The organism is Agreia bicolorata, from assembly GCF_000938265.1.
Taxonomy (GTDB): domain Bacteria; phylum Actinomycetota; class Actinomycetes; order Actinomycetales; family Microbacteriaceae; genus Agreia; species Agreia bicolorata.
Genome location: NZ_JYFC01000004.1, coordinates 106188 through 123859, shown reverse-complemented (window position 1 = coordinate 123859; position 17672 = coordinate 106188). Strand labels below are relative to the sequence as shown.

The window sequence follows — 17672 nt, the reverse complement described above, 5'->3', positions numbered from 1 at the left end:
TGACCCCCGTTCGGGGCTGATCGGCAGGAGGGTTGCTCATAGGGAGAAGGGAAAAATCATGCCCGAGAGCGACATGTCCGGATTCATGCCCATCGTCTTCTGGGTCATCGGAGGCTTCATTGCCGTGGTGTTCGTCTACGTGATCGTGAGCGTGTTCGTCAACGCTTCGCGCGTGAGACGCGCCGGTCACAACCCGCTCACACTGCAGAGCGACATCGCCACGAAGCTGCTCGACAGCGATGCGCTGAGTTCGCAGCCGAGTGTCGAGGCACGGCTCGAGAAGATCGAGCAGCTTTGCTCGGCTGGAACCATCAGCAACGACGAGTACGACGCCGCCCGTTCACGACTGCTGGCTCAGCTGTAGCGAACCGTCAGGCGCCGGCGCCAGCCTCGCCCAAATTGATCTATTCGAACACTTGTTCTATGTAATCATAACCAGTACCATAGATGCATGGAACATATATTCGATACGCTGCGAGACCTCGTGCCTCGCATGTCGAATATGCATGCGACCTCCGACCTCTCATTGTTGAGTTCTTCAGATTTAAAGCGGTTCATGGTGTCTGCTGGGCGACTTCGACACGAGACTGAGCGCGCCCTGGCCCTCGGTGCCGCAGAGATCAATCGTCGATCGCACGCCGAAGCGGGCGGCACCGGCATGGCCAAATCCGAAGGGTACGTGAATCCGCAGGGCTTGATCGCCGCGCCTGCCGGCACCAGCAAAGCCGAAGCACGCAAGATTGACCGGCTGGGCAAAAGTCTTATGCAGGCGGCTGAGACGAGCGTCGACTCTGCGAATGACCACGCTGCGCGTGGCACTTCCGAAGCGGCCGACGACTGCTCGACTGCTCGACCTGCTGCACGCCGACGATTCACCCGAGACGGTATTCCGCGATGCCCGTCAGGCCCGCGCCCTCCTCGACCGCGACAGCGTGGCCGCAAACGAGAACGCTCTGCAGTCGCAGCAGGAAGCAAAAGTCTGGATGTCCCGCGACGGAATGGTGCACCTGCGCGCCGATTTCGCCCCCGAAGATGGAGCCTGGGTGAAGACCACCCTCGATCTGATCCTCGGGCCTCGTATCGGCGGGCCGCGCTTCGCAGCCGCGCCCGAAGGTGCCCGATCGATCATCGATGACCCGCGCAGCACCGAGCAGATCCGCGCTTCCGCACTGATCAGCCTGCTCAAAGCAGGAGCCGAGCTCGACGACAACGCCATCCTCGCTCGCAAGCGGCCGAGCGTGCAGGTCATCATCACCGCGAGCGAACTCGGGCGACCCGATGACAACGGCGTGGCATTCATCGAAGGATCCCGCTACCCCGTCACCAAACGCACCGTTGACCGGCTCATCTGTGACACCGGCTACGCACCGGTCGTTACCAATAGCAATGGATCGCCGCTCGATCTCGGCAGAGACGTCAGGCTCTTCACACCTGCGCAGAGAGTCGTCCTCGCCACCCTGCAGGGCGGGTGCGTCTGGAACGGGTGCGACAAACCTCCATCCATGTGCGAAGCGCATCACATCGACCACTGGGCACAGCATGGCAAGACCAACATCAGAGACGGCGTTCTTCTCTGCCGTTACCATCACCAACAACTTCACAACCACGGATGGTCCATCGGCCGAACCACGCCGCCCTCGTCGACCGGGCAGCACGTCAAACAGCGCTACGAACACGACTACTGGCTCACACCACCGCCTGATCAAGACCCAGAGCAGAAACCCATCCGGCTCAGGTTTCGGGCAACGGCGCACCCCATCGAGCACAGTGAGCCTGGCCCTGTGCGCGGTCCAGCATCCTCGCCGAGCCGAGTAGCGTGACGACATGGGTGTGATGAACGAGCTGATCAATAGGAATACGGTTCTGAGCTTGGCCGGACTCCTTGGCGAGGCAGATGGCGCGAACCCCTGGGTCACGGTAGAAGAGTCGGCCCAGCGTGTCGACGGCCTGCAGCTGCGAGCGCGGAGCGACCTCGTCGCGGAGGCGATCCTGCGCGACAACGCACTTCGATCCGGAGGCCAGACAGTTGGCTCGGTTCGCGACGGCCGCTGGGGCTCCGATGCCCAAGACGACCCGAGTTATGGCCGGCTTGCCGCCACGATCCGACGGGCGCTCCGCTCTCCCGACTTCACTGGATGGATGATCTGGCCGGTATCGGAGGCGGTCACCACAGCCGCACTTCGCGGGTGGTCGAGCGATTCGCGCGAGACGTACGCCCGTTTCGACGACGGACTCACGCTGCTGGCCGAGCTCACCCCGCGGCTCACCGCGGAGTTCGCGATCCGGCGGTTTCTGGCAGCGGACCTCGATCGCGCCGTGACGAACATCCTGCCCTGGACCGCCAACCACGACGAGCACGTGCGCCGACTCGCCAGCGAGGGAACTCGCCCGTTCCTGCCGTGGGCGGTGCGCGTCGCTGCGCTTACCTCGTCACCCGAAAGAACCGTGCCGATACTCGACGCGCTGCGGGCGGACCCGAGCGACTACGTGCGACGATCGGTTGCGAACCATCTCAACGATCTCAGTCGGCAGAATCCGAAATTGGTCGTTCAGACGGCGGCGCGCTGGCTTGAGGAACCCGATGAGAACACGACCTGGGTTGTGCGGCACGGGCTGCGAACGCTGGTGAAGAGAGCCGACCCCGACGCCTTGGCACTGATGGGGTTCTCCGACGCCACGGTGCAGGTCTCGCCGATGACCGTCGCTCACGAAACGGTCGTTCTGCCGGGCTCACTCGACTTCTCGTTCACCGTCACCAACGAAGGCGACGCCCCCGTGAGGCTGGCGATCGATTACGCCGTCTCCTACGTCAAGAGCTCTGGCGCGCTGGCCGAGAAAGTCTTCAAGCTGAGCACTCGAGAGCTGCAGGCCGGCGAAACGCTCGACGTGCACAAGAGGCACGCCATCCACCAGATGACCACCCGTGTTCACTACGCGGGCACGCACCTGATAGAACTGCAGATCAACGGGCGGCGCTACTCGCGACGCGCCTTCGAGGTCGAGATCCCGCCGGAGCTTGCGCCGAGTTGATCGGCGCCCGCGCCCAACAAGAAGCGCGAGCGCAGGCGGCGAGGCACCACCACCCATAGCACAGTGATAATCAACAGAACGCTGACTCCGGCAACGACGCCGCCGACACGGCCGAAGACGAAGTCGAAGATGAGCATGGCCGTTCCGGCCAACGTCAACGCGACGCCCGCCATGATGATCTGCAGAAAACGGTCGGTCGTGCGCACGATCGTGGCCTTCGCGTGCTGCCGAAACAGGATGCGGTGGAGGCTCACGGGTGCGAGGCCCATCACCGTCGTCAAGATGCTGGCGACGACGAGCGAGGCATAAACGATCTTCTGGTAGTCGTCGAGGTCGCTGAACCTGCTCTGAAAGACAGCGGCGAGAAGAAAGCCCGTGAGAATCTGCGTTCCGGTCTGGATGACACGCAGCTCCTGAAGGATCTCCTCCCAGTTGCGGTCGAGTCTCTCGGCCATCGTCTCGTGGCGTCCGTCGTTCGCGTCGGCATCCAGATCATCACGGTCATTCTTCGTGTCCACGATCACTCCTCATGCCTTGCCCTGCCGTCAGAGTACCGACAAGCGCGCATCAGATCAGCGAAGAATCAATTCGAAACACAACGACTGCGGCATAACGTCCGCGTAAGGGGCATAGACGGGAATGGGCGTAAACCCGAGGCCGGCGTAAAGACCGACCGCCTCGGGCTGACGGTCTCCCGACTGCAAGATGACGCGCCGCGCGCCCCCTCGGCGAGCGATCTCGACGATCTCGTTCATCAACGCGCGACCCAGGCCCTGTCCGCGTCGTGTGCCGTCGACGATGACCCTCTTGACTTCCCATTCCGAGCCCGAATCCGTCTGCAGCATCCGCAGGGCGGCATGGGCCACGGGCACGCCGTCATCGACGAGCAGCACCGTGTCGACGACGGTCGACTCGTCGACTGCGAGGGCACGGTGGATGGCCTCCGAGAGCTCAGCGTCGGCCGGGCTTGAGAGACCGTACCGCACCTGCATCTCCGCATCCATAACGTCGCGAAGGGCGATCGCACGCGGGTCAGACCAGGCGACATGGTGAATTTCGAGTTCGATCTTTTCGGGCATCAGACAATCTTCGCAAAGAAAAGGGGTGTTTCGCGCTTGTGCGGCGCCCTCGCCGGATGCACCATGTGCGTAGGAAGCGATTGCGTCCGCCGCAGCACGGGTGCACACCGCTCGTCAACCCCTGGCTTCATTGGTGAGGTTCCATCGGATCCGCATCTACCATCACATAGAGGGGTGGACGGCATCCACGGGGGATGGGGGCTGCACGATGAGCGAGACCGCGTTACATCCATACTCGGTGCTGCACGACAGGTACCGCATCGATTCGTTCGTCGGCAAAGGCGGCATGGCCTCGGTCTACCGGGCCCACGACCAATTACTCGGCCGCGACGTAGCCGTGAAACTCTTCGAACCGGCGCCGGCGAATACCGAGGAACTCGCCCGACAGCACCACGAGCTCGCCGTGCTGGCCAGCCTGAATCACCCGAGCCTGGTGACACTCCACGACGCCGGGATCGACCGTACTGATCCCGAGAACCCGCGCCGATTCCTGGTGATGGAACTTGTCGAGGGCAAGAACCTCAAGGAGGCTCTCATCGACGGTCCGCTGGGGCGACGCCAGGTCGCCCAGCTCGCTTACGACCTCGCTGAGGGGCTCGAGTACGCGCACCACCACGGCGTGGTGCACCGCGACGTGAAGCCTGCGAACATTCTGCTGGCCGAATACACGAGTCACGGCGTGCGCACCCGCGCCAAGCTGGCCGATTTCGGCATCGCACAATCGCGCAACGGCCTGCCCGCCAGCGAGGGTTCTGCCACCGGCACAGCCGCATACCTCAGCCCGGAACAGGCACGGGGCGAGGCGCTCGGGCCGGCAAGCGACGTGTATTCGCTCGGGCTCGTCCTTCTCGAATGTCTGAGCGGGGTGCCCTCATTCAGCGGGCCGAAGCTTCAGGCGGCGATGGCGCGCCTCATCGACGACCCCGACGTTCCCGATGACCTGCCCGTGGAGTGGCGCATTCTGCTCACTGGCATGACGTCGCGCATCGCAGCCGACAGACCGGCCTTGGGCGAGATCATCCTGTTCTTCCGCCGCGCCTTCCTCACGGACTCCGGTCGACACAGCGCACCCGACGCGGGCGTGCTGCCCAGCGACGAGGCGACTCGGCTCGCGGCCGTCCGACGTTACGACGTGCTCGACACCCCGCCCGACGGCGCCTTCGACCACATCACCGCCCTGGCCGCCCGACTCTTCAATGTGCCCGTGGCCATCGTCAGCATCGTCGACTTCGACCGCATCTGGTTCAAGTCGCATCACGGACTCGAGATCTCCGAGATCGGCAGGGACGCCGGCCTTTGCGCGTCCGCGATCCTCGGCGGCGAGGCATGGGTCGTGGATGACGCCACATTCGATCCGCGGGCGATGGCGAATCCCCTCGTGGCCGGTGAATTCGGACTGCGCTTCTACGCCGGGGTTCCCCTGACCACTCGCGACGGGCACAACCTCGGCACGCTCTGCGTTCTCGACTTCGAGCCGCGAAAAACGACCGCGCAAGACCTGGAGACGCTCGGCGACCTCGCCGCTATGGTCATGAGCGAACTCGAGCTGCGCCTCGAACTCCGGCGCGTCTCGGGCAAGGCCGAGCCCGTTGAGCCCGCCCGGGCAGTGCCCTCAGTTCAGGCCTAGAACCCGGCAGACGCCTGGTCGAGAAGGGCGATCTCCGGGCCCGTCAGCTCGAGGCGTGCGCCCTCGAGCAGATCAGGCAGCTGAGTGAGCGTTCGAGCACTGGCGATCGGCGCGACCACGGTCGGACGAGCCAGCAACCAGGCCAAAGCGACGCTCGCAATCGCCGCGCCTCGCGCATCCGCAATCGTCGCCAGCGCCGACACCACGCCCAGACCTTCGTCATTCAGATAGCCCTTCGCACCGGCGCCGCGACTGCTCTTTTCGAGATCGGCGCTGGTGCGGTACTTGCCGGTGAGGAACCCGGCGGCGAGCCCGAAGTACGGAAGAACACCCAGCTGTGCGCGCTCGGCGACGGGTGCGAGGGTCTTCTCGAAGTCGGATCGATGCACGAGGTTGTAGTGGGGCTGAAGCGCCACCGGCGCCGCGAAACCGTTGCGCCTCGCGATGCCCACCCACTCCGACACACGCTCGGCAGAGAAGTTCGATATGCCAACGTAGCGAATCTTGCCGGCCGCGACCAGCGCATCGAACGCGGCGACCGTCTCTTCGAGTGGCGTGTTCACATCGTCGAAGTGCGCGTAGTACAGGTCGATGTAGTCGGTGCCCAGCCGAGCGAGACTCGCATCGGCGGCTGCAGCGACATTGGACGCCGAGAGTCCCCGGAATTCGGGGTGTTGACTCACTTTGGTCGAGATGACGACGTCGGACCGGTTGCCCCGATCTGCCATCCACCGGCCGATGATCGACTCCGATTCGCCCCCAGTGTTGCCGGGAACCCAGGCCGAGTAGCCGTCGGCCGTATCAATGAGATCGCCACCGCCTGCCACGAAGGCGTCGAGCACGTCGCGTGATGACGCCTCATCGCTGGTCCAACCGAAGGTATTGCCACCGAGGGCGAGGGGAAAGATGGCGAGATCCGATGAACCTATTTCGACCACGATGGGCTCCTTGACTTAACAAAACACAGTGTATTTAACAGATCGTATCCCGTTTGCTGAATCCGCAGGGTTCGCGGCGCATCACGCGAGCCTGGCTGCATAGTCAGCGCTCACAGGGTGATTCCATGGGTGAAAACCCTGCCTACCAGTTCCTTCACACTTCCCCTGGAGACAAACTGACGGTAATGGCGAAATCTTAGAATTTACTTACAGCCTCTAGTCATCTGAGTCAAGCGGATGCTGCAAAGAATACGCACCGCCTATCATTACTTTTGTGACTGATCCTCGAATCAAAAGAACCCGCCTGCATGTCCTCGAGACCACGCGCCGCATGCTCTCCGAGCGCAATGGCGAGACCATCACCTTGAGCAGCCTCGCCAAAGAGGCTGAGGTCTCCCGCCGCACGCTCTACGTGCACTGGGGCACGATCGAGCAGGTCATCAGCGAAGCCGTCAGCCTCGCCCCGGGCGCCGACGGGTTCGACCCGGAGGGCCTGACGACCCGCGAACGAGTGGTGCACTTCCTCACCAACGTGCGCGACGGCATCCACGAACCCATCACCAAGGTCGCGCTGACGTCGCTGATTCACCACGCAACCCAGGAAGACAAAGCTGTGGCGTCGATGGACGACATGAGCGACAAGCGCCTCGAGCAGCTGCGCGAATTGGTGGGACCGGTAACGACCGAGCAGTTTGCCGAGCTCGTTGGGCCTGTGTATTTCAGCGAGCTCGTGCTGCATAAGCCCGCCTCCGACGAGCTGATCGAGCGCCTTGCGGACGTCGCCGTCGAGCTGGTCGGACCGGGCGAAACGGGCTCCTCCAACTGAAGATGGCCACGCCGCTCGGCGTGTCCTCATTAATGCGGCTGTCTGACGTGTCAGGCCGCGATCTACGATTGGCCAAAGCAGGAGTACCAGCTCCCGCCTTGCCATCGAAGGATCGAGGTCGCGGTGATACAGAATCCCCTCTCGCGCACTGACCGCATCCTTCGCCCGATCGCCCAGCTGCACGGGCAGACCCGTCTCGTCACGGCGGCCCTCCTCATTCCCGTTTTCGCCGCCGTCTTCTGGTTCTCGATCCCACGCGGAACGTGGCCCCGGGTCTTCGTCGCCCTTCTCGTCGTAAGCGCCGTCTACGCGGCCGCCTCGTTCCTTCTCTCGCGAGTCTCGATCCGCCTTGCCCACGACTGCGTGTCCGAGCGCGGCTTCTTCACCAGCAACAGGGTCGCAAGCAAGCGCATCGAGAGTGTGCTGATCATCACGGCCTATCGCGGTCAGTCGCTCGAGACCGTCCCGCAGCTGTTCCTTCTCGACACCAACGGCGACGCACTGCTGCGCATGCGCGGGCAGTTCTGGTCGACGGACAGCATCGAGGCCATGGCCGCAGCGTTCGATGTTCCCGTCAAACGAATCGAAGAGCCCTTGACTCGCGCAGAGCTGCGCCGCGACTATTCGCCGATTCTCTATTGGTTCGAGCGCTGGCCGTGGCTCGGCGTCGCCGTGTCGGCGGGCACTATCGCAGCGCTGTCGCTTCTGCTCATTCTCCTTATGTCACCCGAGAACCTCGTGGTGCGCTAGACCGACTCCTCGACGAAACGCAGGGTCAGCGCCGTCGCGCGTTGCCGAAGATTCCCCGCATCACCTCGGTGAGAATCGTCTTGGCGACCGGCGACCCGAGAACCTGTTCGATCGGGGTCTTCGATGCTCTGCGAGACGACGAGGTGCGTGTCGTGCGGCGCGGTTGGCTCTGCCTGGCCAGGCGGTCGTACTCGGCATCGATCTTCTTCTGTGCGGCCAACCGCTCCTTCTCGCTCTTCGCCGACTCTTTCGCGGCGGCCTCGGCAGCTTCCGCCTGGGCCGCGGCGGCGGATGCGGCATCCAGACGGCGTGCCAGCATCTCCTTAGCCGAATCCGGGTCGACTGCGACTCCGTAGCGGGCCAGCAGCGGCGAGGCCTGCACGGTGGCCTCTATATCGGCCATCGGTGTTGGATCCATCGACCCCTGCGGAGCGCGCATCCGCGTCCACGCAACAGGAGTGGGAGCGCCCTTCTCGTTCATCACAGTGACGATCGCCTCACCGATAGCCAAGCTCTGCAGCACTTCGCCCAGGTCGTACTCGCTCACCGGATAGGTCTGCACGGTCTGCCGCAGAGCCTTGGCATCGTCCGGAGTGTGAGCCCGAAGCTGATGCTGCACGCGCGAACCCAGCTGAGCGAGTACATCCCCCGGCACATCCTTCGGGATCTGAGTGACGAAGAAGATACCCACACCCTTCGATCGGATGAGACGAACGGTCTGCGTGATGGCCGCGAGGAAGTCCTTCGATGCACCGGAGAACAGCAAATGGGCCTCATCGAAGAAGAACACGAGCTTCGGCTTGTCGAGGTCTCCGGCCTCGGGCAGGTCGTTCATGAGGTCGGCGAGCAGCCACATAAGAAAGGTCGAGAACAGGGCCGGCTTGTCCTGCACACCTGGCACCTCGAGCAGACTGACGATGCCGCGCCCGTCGGATGCGAGGCGCAGGAACTCTGCCGTATCGATCTCGGGCTCCCCGAAGAACACGTCGGCACCCTGGTCGGCGAAGGTGATGAGTTCGCGCAGAATCACGCCGACAGTCGCGGGCGAGAGGCCACCCAGCTCTTTCAGCTCGCCCTTGCCCTCGTCGCTCTGCAGATAACTCAGAACCGAGCGTAGATCGGAGAGGTCGATCAGCGGCAGTCCCTGCGAGTCGGCATAGTGAAACACCAGCCCGAGACTGGACTCCTGTGTCTCGTTGAGTCCGAGCACCTTCGACAGCAGCAAGGGGCCAAAGCTGGTGATCGTGGCGCGGATCGGAACCCCGGTGCCGACACCTCCGAGGGTGAAGTACTCGGTGGGAAACGCGGTGGACGTCCAATCCTGCCCGATCCCCCGCGTGCGCTCTGCGAGTTTGTCGCCGGATGCCCCGGCCGTGGCGATCCCCGAAAGGTCGCCCTTGATGTCGGCCGCGAACACCGGAACACCCGCCGCAGAAAGCTGCTCCGCCAGGCCCTGCAGCGTCTTCGTTTTGCCCGTTCCCGTTGCTCCGGCGACCAGCCCGTGACGCGTGATCATGCCAAGCGGGATGCGCACCTGAACGTCGGCGATCGCCTCACCGTTGACGAGGGCGCCCATCTGCAGAGCCTCTCCAGCGAAGTCGTATCCGGCGCGAACCGCCTCGACCGCCGCTTCGCTGAGGGGCCCGGATGCGACGGGTGCAGCCGGTTGCTCGGGGGCCGCGACTGTCTGGGCCGCCGCAGACTGGGCCGCCGCGGAGGCTTCCGCCGCCCGACGCGTGGCCTCGGCAAGCGCAGCCTGCGCCGCCTCGGCTGCCGCCTGCGCTCGGTCAAGAGCCGCCCTCGCATCCGCTTGGGCCTGCGCGAGGTAAGGATCGATGGCGGAACCGTCGGCGTTCGTCATGACCAAACTCTACCCAGGCGGTTGCCCGGCACCCCAGGCCGTTGCCATCTGTCACGTATCGAGGCAAAATCCGAACTCTAGGTCGATCTGTGCCAAGTGACTGCGGCCACCGCCTCGAAACTTGTCGCGTATCGACCTAAAACTCGCAGAATAGGTCGATTACTGCCACATGACCGGGGCAACTCAGTGCAGCAGCAGCAGCGGAGGCCGGGTCGCCCACTCCGCCACGAGCTCCCGCCGCACGGTCACTCCGGTTCCCGGGCCCGTGGGAACGCGCAGTCGCCCGTCGACCAGTTCGAAGGGCTCCGTGAGGTCTTCGGCATAGTAGCGGCGCGAGGCCGAGGTGTCTCCCGGCAGAGTGAACCCCGGAAGCGCCGCGAGCGCCACGTTCGCGGCTCTGCCCACCCCCGTCTCGAGCATGCCCCCGCACCACACGGGCACGTCGCGGGCTAGGCACACGTCGTGGATGCGCACCGACTCCAGGTATCCCCCGACCCGTCCGGGTTTCACGTTGACGATGGATGTCGCATCGCGATCGATCGCATCGCTTGCCACGGCGGCCGACGTGATCGACTCGTCGAGGCATACGGGGGTGTCGATGGCGGCGGCGAGCACGGCGTGGCCCGCGATGTCCTCCTCGACGAAGGGCTGCTCGATGAGGAGCAGGCCGAACGCATCGAGCTCGCGCAGGTGGTCGATGTCGGCGAGGGTGTAGGCGGTGTTGGCATCGACCTGCAGCAGGGCATCGTCGCCGAGAAGGGCGCGCACCGCGCCGACAGGCTCGAGATCCCAGCCCGGTTTGATCTTCAGTTTGATGCGTCGATACCCCTCCGACACATAGCCGGAGACCTCGTCGAGCAGCTCGTCGATGCTCGGAGCGATGCCCACCGAGACTCCGCAGTCGACCTCGTCGCGCACGGCGCCGAGGTAACGCCCGAATGAGATTCCGGATGCGCGCAGCTGGGCATCCAGAACGGCCGCCTCGACGACGGCCTTCGCCATGCGGTGGCCGACCACGAAGCGCACATGCGCATCCAGTGTCTCGGCCGTGATGTCAGGCGCGGCCAGCACGGCGGGCGCCAGGTAGTTCTCGATGACGTGCTCGCAGCCCGAGACGTACTCGCTCGAGTACACGGGGTCGGCCCCCGCCACGCACTCGCCCCAGCCCTCGACGCCGTCTGCGGTGACGACGTGTACGAGCAGCACGTCGCGCTCCGTCTGCGTTCCGAAGCTCGTCTCGAAGGGCCTGACGAGGGGCATCGCGAGGCGGTGCAGGCTGATCCGCGCGATCTTCACGAGACGAGCGGAACGAGCCGGTCTTCCAGACCCCAGGCCTGGCCGTAGCCGCCCGCGGACTCAGGAGCCTGCATCAACTCGAGGTAGGCGCGGGCATCGAATGCCTCCGGGCCGAGAACACCGACGCCAGACCAGGCTCCCGTGCTGAGCAGCTCGAGCGCGATCACTGGGTTCAAGGCGGTCTGCCAGACCACGCACTGGGCCTCGTACTCGCGCATCGTCCACTCGTTGTCGCTGACGTGGTAGAGGTAGACCTCCCGCGGGCGCCCGTCGACGCCTGTGCCCGTGACCCACAGGCCCGCGCAGGTCTTGCCCGACATGCGGGGACCGAGGGTGGCCGGATCAGGAAGCCCGGCAGCGACCACGTCTCGGGGGGCGACCTCGACGGGGCCGTTCGCCGAACGCACCCGCACGGGCACCGTGGAGTCGAGGCCGAGCTGGTGCAGGGTCTTGAGAATTCCGATGAACTCGTTGCCGAGTCCGTACTTGAAGGTCACCCGCTTGGCGTCGACCCAACGAGGCATGAGCAGAACCTCTTCATGCTCGACGTTGACGCATTCGACGTCGCCGATGCCCTCGGGGAAGGTGAAGACCTCGGGCTCCGAGAACGGCGGCGTGGTGAACCAGCCGCGCTCCTTCTCCCAGATCACCGGAGGGTTGAGGCACTCCTCGATCGTCGTCCAGATCGAGAACGACGGCGCGAAGATCTCGTTGCCGGCCTCGTCGCGTACCACGAGGTTGGCGCCATCGCGGGTGCCGAGCTCGTCGATCTCCGAGAAGAGGTGGTCGGCGGCGTAGCGCGCGAACACGTCGCTGAGGCCGGGCTCCACCCCCATGCCCACGAGCGCGAGGCGCCCCGCTGTCTCCCAGTCGGCAGCCTGCGCGAATTGGTCGTCTCCGAGCTTCACCCCGGTCGCCGAGTGCGGGTCGGTGGGGTGCGGCTCCGACAGGCTCATGGCCATGTCGAGGTAGTCGGCGCCTGCGGCGAGCGCGCCCGAGAAGATCGTGGGCACGAACTTGGGCTCGACGGCGTTCATCACATGGCTGGCACCGTGTCGCCTGGCGACGTCGGCGACGTTGTCGGGGTCGGATGCGTCGATCGCGTCGACAGCGAATCGGCCGGCGACCTCGCTGCCGTGCTTCGAGGCGATCCAATCGACGGTGCGCTGCGCCCTCGAGATGTCGTAGTCGGTGACCACGATCTGCTCGTAGAACGACCGCCGCGCTGCGATCTTGGCAATGGCATCGCCGACACCGCCGGCACCGACCAGGAGAATTCTCATGGGTGAACGCTACCCCAGGCTCACCGCGCTCCACGAGACCGGGGGCAGAGTGATCGTGACGAGACCGTCTGTCAGGGTCGCAGTCGTGTTCGGGCTGAGCCCGACCCTGTTCTGATCGGCGAAGGTGTTCGCCGCGTAGACGTCGTCGTCGGCAAGAGTCGACGCCTCGATGAGCCCCAGATCACCCAGCGCGGAGATGTTGATCGTGACGGTCGCCTCCTCGCTCTGGCTGCGGTTCACGAGGAACACCGCGGCGGTGCCGACTTCGACATCGACGGTGGCGACGGCATCGACGGTGGCAACGGTGCCGTACTCCTTGGTGTCGTGTGTGTCACTCTCGAGCCGCACCTCGAGAACCGTGCCCCGGGCCAGGCGAGAGGTGACGGCGAAGGGGAAGAAGGTGGTCTGACGCCACGAATCTCCTCCAGGCTCCGTCATGATGGGAGCGATCACGTTGACGAGCTGGGCGAGCGAGGCCGACTGCACGCGATCAGCATGCTTCAGCAGCGAGATGAGCAGGCTGCCGAATACAACGGCGTCGGCCACGGAGTACACGTCTTCGAGCAGGCGCGGAGCGACAGGCCACTCCTCGACATCGGTGATCCTGTCGACCTGCTGGTAGCGGTCGATATACCAGACGTTCCACTCGTCGAACGAGATGTTGATCTGCTTCGACGAGCCCAGCTCGGCCTTCACACTGTCGGCGGTCGCGACGACCGACTCGATGAAGTGATCCATGTTGACGCCAGAGGCGAGGAAGCTCGTGAGGTCTCCCCCGCGCTCCTCGTAGTAGGCGTGGCACGAGATGTAGTCGACGTCGTCATACGTGTGCTGCAGCACGGTGCGCTCCCACGATCCGAAGGTGGGCATCTGTGCGCCCGACGATCCGCAGACAACGAGCTCGAGCCGTTCGTCGAGCTGGCGCAGGGCCTTCGCCGTCTGGCTCGCGATCTTGCCATAGTCCTCCGCATTGCGATGGCCGAGCTGCCACGGGCCATCCATCTCATTGCCGAGGCACCACATGGTGACGCCGAACGGCTCGACCTGACCGTTGGCGATGCGCTGGTCGCTCAGCGTCGAGCCCGAGCGGATGTTCGTGTACTCGACCAGATCGAGCGCCTCTTCGACGCCGCGCGTGCCCAGGTTGATCGCCAGCATCAGCTCGCTGTCGACCTTCTTCAGCCACGACGAGAACTCATGCAGGCCGATCTCGTTCGTTTCGGTCGAGTGCCAGGCGAGATCGAGTCGGCGCGGCCGGTCTTCACGCGGACCGACGCTGTCCTCCCACTTGAACCCGGAAACGAAGTTGCCGCCCGGGTAGCGGATGGTGGTGGTTCCGAGCTCTTTCACGAGGTCGATGACGTCGCCCCGGAAGCCCTCGGCATCGGCCGTGGGGTGCCCCGGCTCGTAGATGCCGTCGTAGACGCAGCGTCCGAGGTGTTCGACGAACGAGCCGAAGATGCGGCGGTTGATCGCACCGACGGCGAAGTGTGGATCGAGGGTGAGGCGTGCGGTGACCATGGGTGTCTCCAGGATTCAGGGGTGAGTGAGGTGAGGGGTGCTTTTCGAGCGGGACTACTTGAGGGCGCCGAGCGAGAGACCGCCCTGCCAGTACTTCTGCAACGAGAGGAACGCGATGACGAGTGGAATGATCGAGATGAGGGACCCGACCACGATGAGCGTGTAGAGCGACGTTCCGCCGCCGTTGTTGGATGCCGCGAGCGCCTGCCATCCGCCCAGCCCGACGGTCACGGGGTAGAGATTCTGGTCGCTGAGCACGGCGAGCGGCAGGAAGTAGTTGTTCCACGTTCCGACCACCGAGAGCAGTAACACGGTCACGACGGCCGGCCGCATCAGGGGAAGCGCCACCGTGAAGAAGGTGCGCAGCTCCCCTGATCCATCGACCCGCGCCGCGTCGAGCAGCTCGTCGGGAACGGCGTCGGCGGCGTAGACCCGCATCAAGTAGACGCCGAACGGGCTGAGCAGCGACGGAAGGATCACCGCCCAGATGGTGTTCGTGAGGTGCAGCTGAGACATCAGCATAAACGTCGGGATGACCAGCGCGGTGAGCGGCACCATCACTGAGCCGAGCAGCACGGCGAACGAGAAGTCCCGCCCCTTGAACGGGAACTTGGCGAAGCCGTAACCGGCCAGCACAGCCAGCACCGTGGCGCCCACCCCACCCAAGAGCGAGTACAGGGCCGAATTGCCCAGCCAACGGAAGTAGATGCCGCCCTTGTAGGTGATGAGCTCCTGGATGTTCGCCAGCAGGTTGAAGTTCTTGTCGAACCACAACGCGCCGCCGGTGCCCGTGAAGAGCCCTTGTGGGTCTTTCGTGCTGGCCACGAACAACCACCACAGCGGCAGCAGGAAGTAGATGATCAGGGCTACGAGAAACACGTGCGCCGTGATGTTCGGCTTATTCTTGGCGGCGGGAACTCTGGTGATGGTCGTCATGACAGTCCTCCCCGGCGCTTGCGGCTGGCGAATAAGAAGATGTACACCGCGATGAAGACCACGATGCCGAGCGAGAACGAGATGGTCGATGCGTAGTTGAACTGCGAGAAGCGGAATGCGAGGTCGAACGCGTAGATGTTGGGGGTGAAGCTCGACGTGATCGAGCCGTTCGAGATCGGCCTCAGCACCTGTGGCTCCGTGAAGAACTGCAGCGTTCCGATGAGCGCGAAGACCAGGATGAGCACCATCGCGCTCGAGATCATGGGCACCTTGATGCGGAGAGCGATCTGGCGGGGCGTGGCTCCGTCGATGCGCGCGGCCTCGTAGAGGCTGGGGTCGATTCCTCGGAGCGCCGCGTAGATGATGATCATGTAGTAGCCAGCCCACTGCCATACGACGATGTTCAGAAGCCCGCCGAAGATGTTGCCCGAGCTCAGAATCTCGGGAGCACTCTGATTGACGACCTTGAAAAGACCGGTGAGCGGGCCGAAGGTGGGGCTGTAGAGAAAGCCCCACATGAGCGTGCCGACGACGGCCGGGATGGCGTAGGGCACGAAGATGGCGAGCCTGGCGAAGCGTGAGAGCCGGGTGGTCAGCGCGTCGAGCACGAGTGCTGCCGCAAGCGAGACGGCCATCTGAATGGGAATGAGAATGACGGCGAACCTGATGACGAACCAGATGCCGGAGAGGAACTCGGGATCGGTGAAGGCTTTGACGTAGTTGCCGGCCCCGGAGAAGGTCGTGCCGGTGGCGAGACCCTTCGAGAAGAGGCTGAGGTAGAACGCGTAGACCAGGGGCGCTACGAGGAAGACGAGGAAGATCACTCCGAAGGGAGCGATGAAGAGCCAGCCTATCCAGGGGCGACGCAGGTTGCGGCGCCGGGACGGTGCTCTCAGCACGGCGGCGGGGTTGGTCATGACAGTCCTTCGATCGACTGGGTGAGGTCTCGGGCGTTGTGCCCTTCGACAGGCTCAGGGAACGGTGTCGTTCCCTGAGCCTGTCGAAGGGGTGAAGCGGCGCTTACTTGACCGTGAAGCCCTGCGCCTTGGCGTAGTCGGTCATAGTCTTCTGCAGATCATCGAGCGACTCCGATCCGGACTTGCTGCCATCGATGATCGAGACCATCGACTTCGTCAGCTCCGAGTAGTAGTACGTGGTGAACGGGCTGTAGGTGTAGCCCTTGTACGCGTTCTCCGCCGGGATGTATACGTCTTTGTTCGCGGTCTGTCCGTTGAAGAATTTGACGGGGGTGTCGGCGAACGCGTCGGAGGCGAGCATCTTCTGGTTGAGCGGGAAGATCGTCTGGGTGTCGACGCCGTCCTGCAGCTCCTCGTCGGATGCGTACAGCTCCTTGGCGACGGTCGCCGCCAGATCTTTGTCCTTGGCCTGGGTGGTGACCGCGAACGTGGATCCGCCCCAGTTCACGGAGACGGGGTTTGCCGGATCCCACTGAGGAAGCGGGGCCGCCTGCCATTCGGCGCCATCTCCTGTAGCTCCGGCTCCAGCTCCGGTCAGGTATCCGGGAGCCCACGCTGCGGAGACATAGGTGGCGTAGGAGCCGTTGGTCAGACCGCCGATGTAGTCGGTGTTGAACTGGTCCTTTGTGTCGACGAGGCCCTTTTTGACGAGGTCCTGCCAGTAGTCGGCGACCTTCTTGCTGCCCGCGTCATTGAGATCGATGCCGATCTTCTGCGGGTCGGAGGAGTCGTAGTCCCAGGCGGTCTGGCCGTTCTGGGTCATCAGTGCCGTGAACCAGGCGGGCACGTTGCTGCCGAAGTCACCCATGAACGGGCCGCCCGCGTCTTTCAACTGCTGCGCCGCAGCGGCGTACTCGTCCCACGTTTTAGGAATGGCGATGCCGTACTTCGCAAAGATGTCGGCGCGATAGATCATGGCCATGGGGCCACCGTCGACCGGAATGGCGTAGACCGAGTCGCCGCTCGAGACGTCTTTCCACGCACCGGCGCTGAAGTTCGCCTTTACGTCGTCGGCGCCGTGCTCGCTCAGGTCGACGAGGGCATCCTGCAGGATGAATCCGGGAACGACCTCGGCCTCCAGCATGACGACGTCGGGAGCACCCGTGCCCGCGGCGATCGCCGTGGAGAACTTGGCGTATTCGTCGGCGCCCTGGCCGGCGTTCGACCAGCAGACCTGCACGTCGTCGTGCGACTTGTTGAACATGTCCACGACCGTGTTGATGTTCGGATACCAGGCCCAGACGGATACCTGAGGGGCGTCTTTGTTGACGATCGTGTTGCTGCACGAGCCTGCGTCTCCGCCGGCGGAGTCGGTGCTCGTGCCGGCGCTGACATCGGGCGAGCAGCCGGCGAGAGTGACCAGGAGAGCGCCAGCGCTCACCACGGCCAGAAGTGATGTGGTCTTCACTGTGAATGGTTCCCTTCGAAAGAAGAACCGCGACGGTGCTGTCGCGAGTTCGGTGGGGTACGTCGTCTCCCTAGCGCAGCGATGCGTGCGCCGAGGCGGGAGAAGGGTGAGAGTGTTCGGCGAGAGCGCCTGCCCACGGA

General features: G+C 64.3%; 16 protein-coding genes. 6 read left to right on the top strand and 10 right to left on the bottom strand.

Features of this window, described 5'->3' with window-relative positions; genetic code table 11:
• Window positions 1-58 precede the first annotated feature (58 nt).
• The 3 genes from TZ00_RS10740 (at window position 59) to TZ00_RS10730 (ending at window position 3030) form a co-directional block, all read left to right on the top strand.
• Window positions 59-364 carry an SHOCT domain-containing protein gene (locus tag TZ00_RS10740; RefSeq protein ID WP_044441649.1) on the top strand — a complete coding sequence of 102 codons (306 nt, stop codon included), beginning with the start codon at window positions 59-61 and terminating at the stop codon, window positions 362-364.
• Window positions 365-797: 433 nt separating this feature from the next.
• Window positions 798-1820: an HNH endonuclease signature motif containing protein gene (locus TZ00_RS18905; RefSeq protein ID WP_052521488.1), complete on the top strand. Its 1023-nt coding sequence runs from the start codon at window positions 798-800 to the stop codon at window positions 1818-1820.
• A gap of 4 nt (window positions 1821-1824) precedes the next feature.
• A complete protein-coding gene (locus tag TZ00_RS10730) occupies window positions 1825-3030 on the top strand; it encodes a DNA alkylation repair protein (protein WP_044441647.1) in 1206 nt (401 codons plus the stop codon).
• Here TZ00_RS10730 and TZ00_RS10725 read toward each other — a convergent pair.
• Together TZ00_RS10725 and TZ00_RS10720 are read right to left on the bottom strand one after the other, a co-directional pair.
• Window positions 2976-3548, bottom strand: a complete 573-nt coding sequence (locus TZ00_RS10725; protein ID WP_174436069.1) for a DUF6328 family protein — start codon at window positions 3546-3548, stop codon at window positions 2976-2978. The genes TZ00_RS10730 and TZ00_RS10725 overlap by 55 nt on opposite strands.
• Before the next feature lie 54 nt (window positions 3549-3602).
• Window positions 3603-4109: a GNAT family N-acetyltransferase gene (locus TZ00_RS10720; protein ID WP_044441644.1), complete on the bottom strand. Its 507-nt coding sequence runs from the start codon at window positions 4107-4109 to the stop codon at window positions 3603-3605.
• Between the two features lie 208 nt (window positions 4110-4317).
• Between TZ00_RS10720 and TZ00_RS10715 the strand changes: the two genes are divergently transcribed.
• Window positions 4318-5736 (top strand): protein kinase domain-containing protein, encoded by a 1419-nt coding sequence (locus TZ00_RS10715; RefSeq protein ID WP_044441642.1) that lies wholly within the window; start codon window positions 4318-4320, stop codon window positions 5734-5736.
• Here the strand turns inward: TZ00_RS10715 and TZ00_RS10710 are convergent.
• The gene (locus TZ00_RS10710) at window positions 5733-6674 is read right to left on the bottom strand and encodes an aldo/keto reductase (RefSeq protein ID WP_044441640.1); all 942 of its coding nucleotides are present in this window, start codon (window positions 6672-6674) and stop codon (window positions 5733-5735) included. The genes TZ00_RS10715 and TZ00_RS10710 overlap by 4 nt on opposite strands.
• A 274-nt stretch (window positions 6675-6948) precedes the next feature.
• Here TZ00_RS10710 and TZ00_RS10705 point away from each other — a divergent pair, with 274 nt between their 5' ends.
• Together TZ00_RS10705 and TZ00_RS10700 are read left to right on the top strand one after the other, a co-directional pair.
• Window positions 6949-7500, top strand: coding sequence for a TetR/AcrR family transcriptional regulator (locus TZ00_RS10705; protein ID WP_152631166.1), 552 nt, complete (start codon window positions 6949-6951; stop codon window positions 7498-7500).
• Between the two features lie 123 nt (window positions 7501-7623).
• A complete protein-coding gene (locus tag TZ00_RS10700) occupies window positions 7624-8250 on the top strand; it encodes a hypothetical protein (RefSeq protein WP_052521487.1) in 627 nt (208 codons plus the stop codon).
• A 25-nt stretch (window positions 8251-8275) separates the two neighbouring features.
• On the opposite strand, the gene TZ00_RS10695 is transcribed toward TZ00_RS10700, so the two are convergent.
• From TZ00_RS10695 to TZ00_RS10665, 7 genes are all read right to left on the bottom strand, one after another.
• Window positions 8276-10111 (bottom strand): helicase HerA-like domain-containing protein, encoded by a 1836-nt coding sequence (locus TZ00_RS10695; protein ID WP_044441636.1) that lies wholly within the window; start codon window positions 10109-10111, stop codon window positions 8276-8278.
• Window positions 10112-10294: 183 nt separating this feature from the next.
• A complete protein-coding gene (gene menC, locus TZ00_RS10690; RefSeq protein ID WP_044441634.1) occupies window positions 10295-11407 on the bottom strand; it encodes an o-succinylbenzoate synthase in 1113 nt (370 codons plus the stop codon).
• Window positions 11404-12690: a saccharopine dehydrogenase family protein gene (locus TZ00_RS10685; protein ID WP_044441633.1), complete on the bottom strand. Its 1287-nt coding sequence runs from the start codon at window positions 12688-12690 to the stop codon at window positions 11404-11406. Before TZ00_RS10685 ends, menC begins: the two co-directional genes overlap by 4 nt.
• A gap of 9 nt (window positions 12691-12699) precedes the next feature.
• Window positions 12700-14211: an arabinosylfuranosidase ArfA gene (arfA, locus tag TZ00_RS10680; protein WP_044441631.1), complete on the bottom strand. Its 1512-nt coding sequence runs from the start codon at window positions 14209-14211 to the stop codon at window positions 12700-12702.
• Window positions 14212-14265: 54 nt separating this feature from the next.
• Window positions 14266-15147: a carbohydrate ABC transporter permease gene (locus TZ00_RS10675; protein ID WP_044441629.1), complete on the bottom strand. Its 882-nt coding sequence runs from the start codon at window positions 15145-15147 to the stop codon at window positions 14266-14268.
• Entirely contained in the window at window positions 15144-16064 is a 921-nt protein-coding gene (locus tag TZ00_RS10670; protein WP_044441627.1) for a carbohydrate ABC transporter permease, read from the bottom strand. The genes TZ00_RS10675 and TZ00_RS10670 overlap by 4 nt, the downstream gene beginning before the upstream one ends.
• Before the next feature lie 103 nt (window positions 16065-16167).
• A complete protein-coding gene (locus tag TZ00_RS10665) occupies window positions 16168-17532 on the bottom strand; it encodes an ABC transporter substrate-binding protein (protein ID WP_044441626.1) in 1365 nt (454 codons plus the stop codon).
• Window positions 17533-17672 lie beyond the last annotated feature (140 nt).

Bases quoted from the DNA above. Each gene is read 5' to 3' on its own strand.
- TZ00_RS10670 (WP_044441627.1), bottom strand. From the start codon at position 16,064: ATGACCAACCCCGCCGCCGTGCTGAGAGCACCGTCCCGGCGCCGCAAC.
- TZ00_RS18905 (WP_052521488.1), top strand. From the start codon at position 798: ATGACCACGCTGCGCGTGGCACTTCCGAAGCGGCCGACGACTGCTCGA.
- TZ00_RS10715 (WP_044441642.1), top strand. From the start codon at position 4,318: ATGAGCGAGACCGCGTTACATCCATACTCGGTGCTGCACGACAGGTAC.
- TZ00_RS10720 (WP_044441644.1), bottom strand. From the start codon at position 4,109: ATGCCCGAAAAGATCGAACTCGAAATTCACCATGTCGCCTGGTCTGAC.
- TZ00_RS10685 (WP_044441633.1), bottom strand. From the start codon at position 12,690: ATGAGAATTCTCCTGGTCGGTGCCGGCGGTGTCGGCGATGCCATTGCC.
- arfA (WP_044441631.1), bottom strand. From the start codon at position 14,211: ATGGTCACCGCACGCCTCACCCTCGATCCACACTTCGCCGTCGGTGCG.
- TZ00_RS10675 (WP_044441629.1), bottom strand. From the start codon at position 15,147: ATGACGACCATCACCAGAGTTCCCGCCGCCAAGAATAAGCCGAACATC.
- TZ00_RS10695 (WP_044441636.1), bottom strand. From the start codon at position 10,111: ATGACGAACGCCGACGGTTCCGCCATCGATCCTTACCTCGCGCAGGCC.
- TZ00_RS10730 (WP_044441647.1), top strand. From the start codon at position 1,825: ATGGGTGTGATGAACGAGCTGATCAATAGGAATACGGTTCTGAGCTTG.
- TZ00_RS10740 (WP_044441649.1), top strand. From the start codon at position 59: ATGCCCGAGAGCGACATGTCCGGATTCATGCCCATCGTCTTCTGGGTC.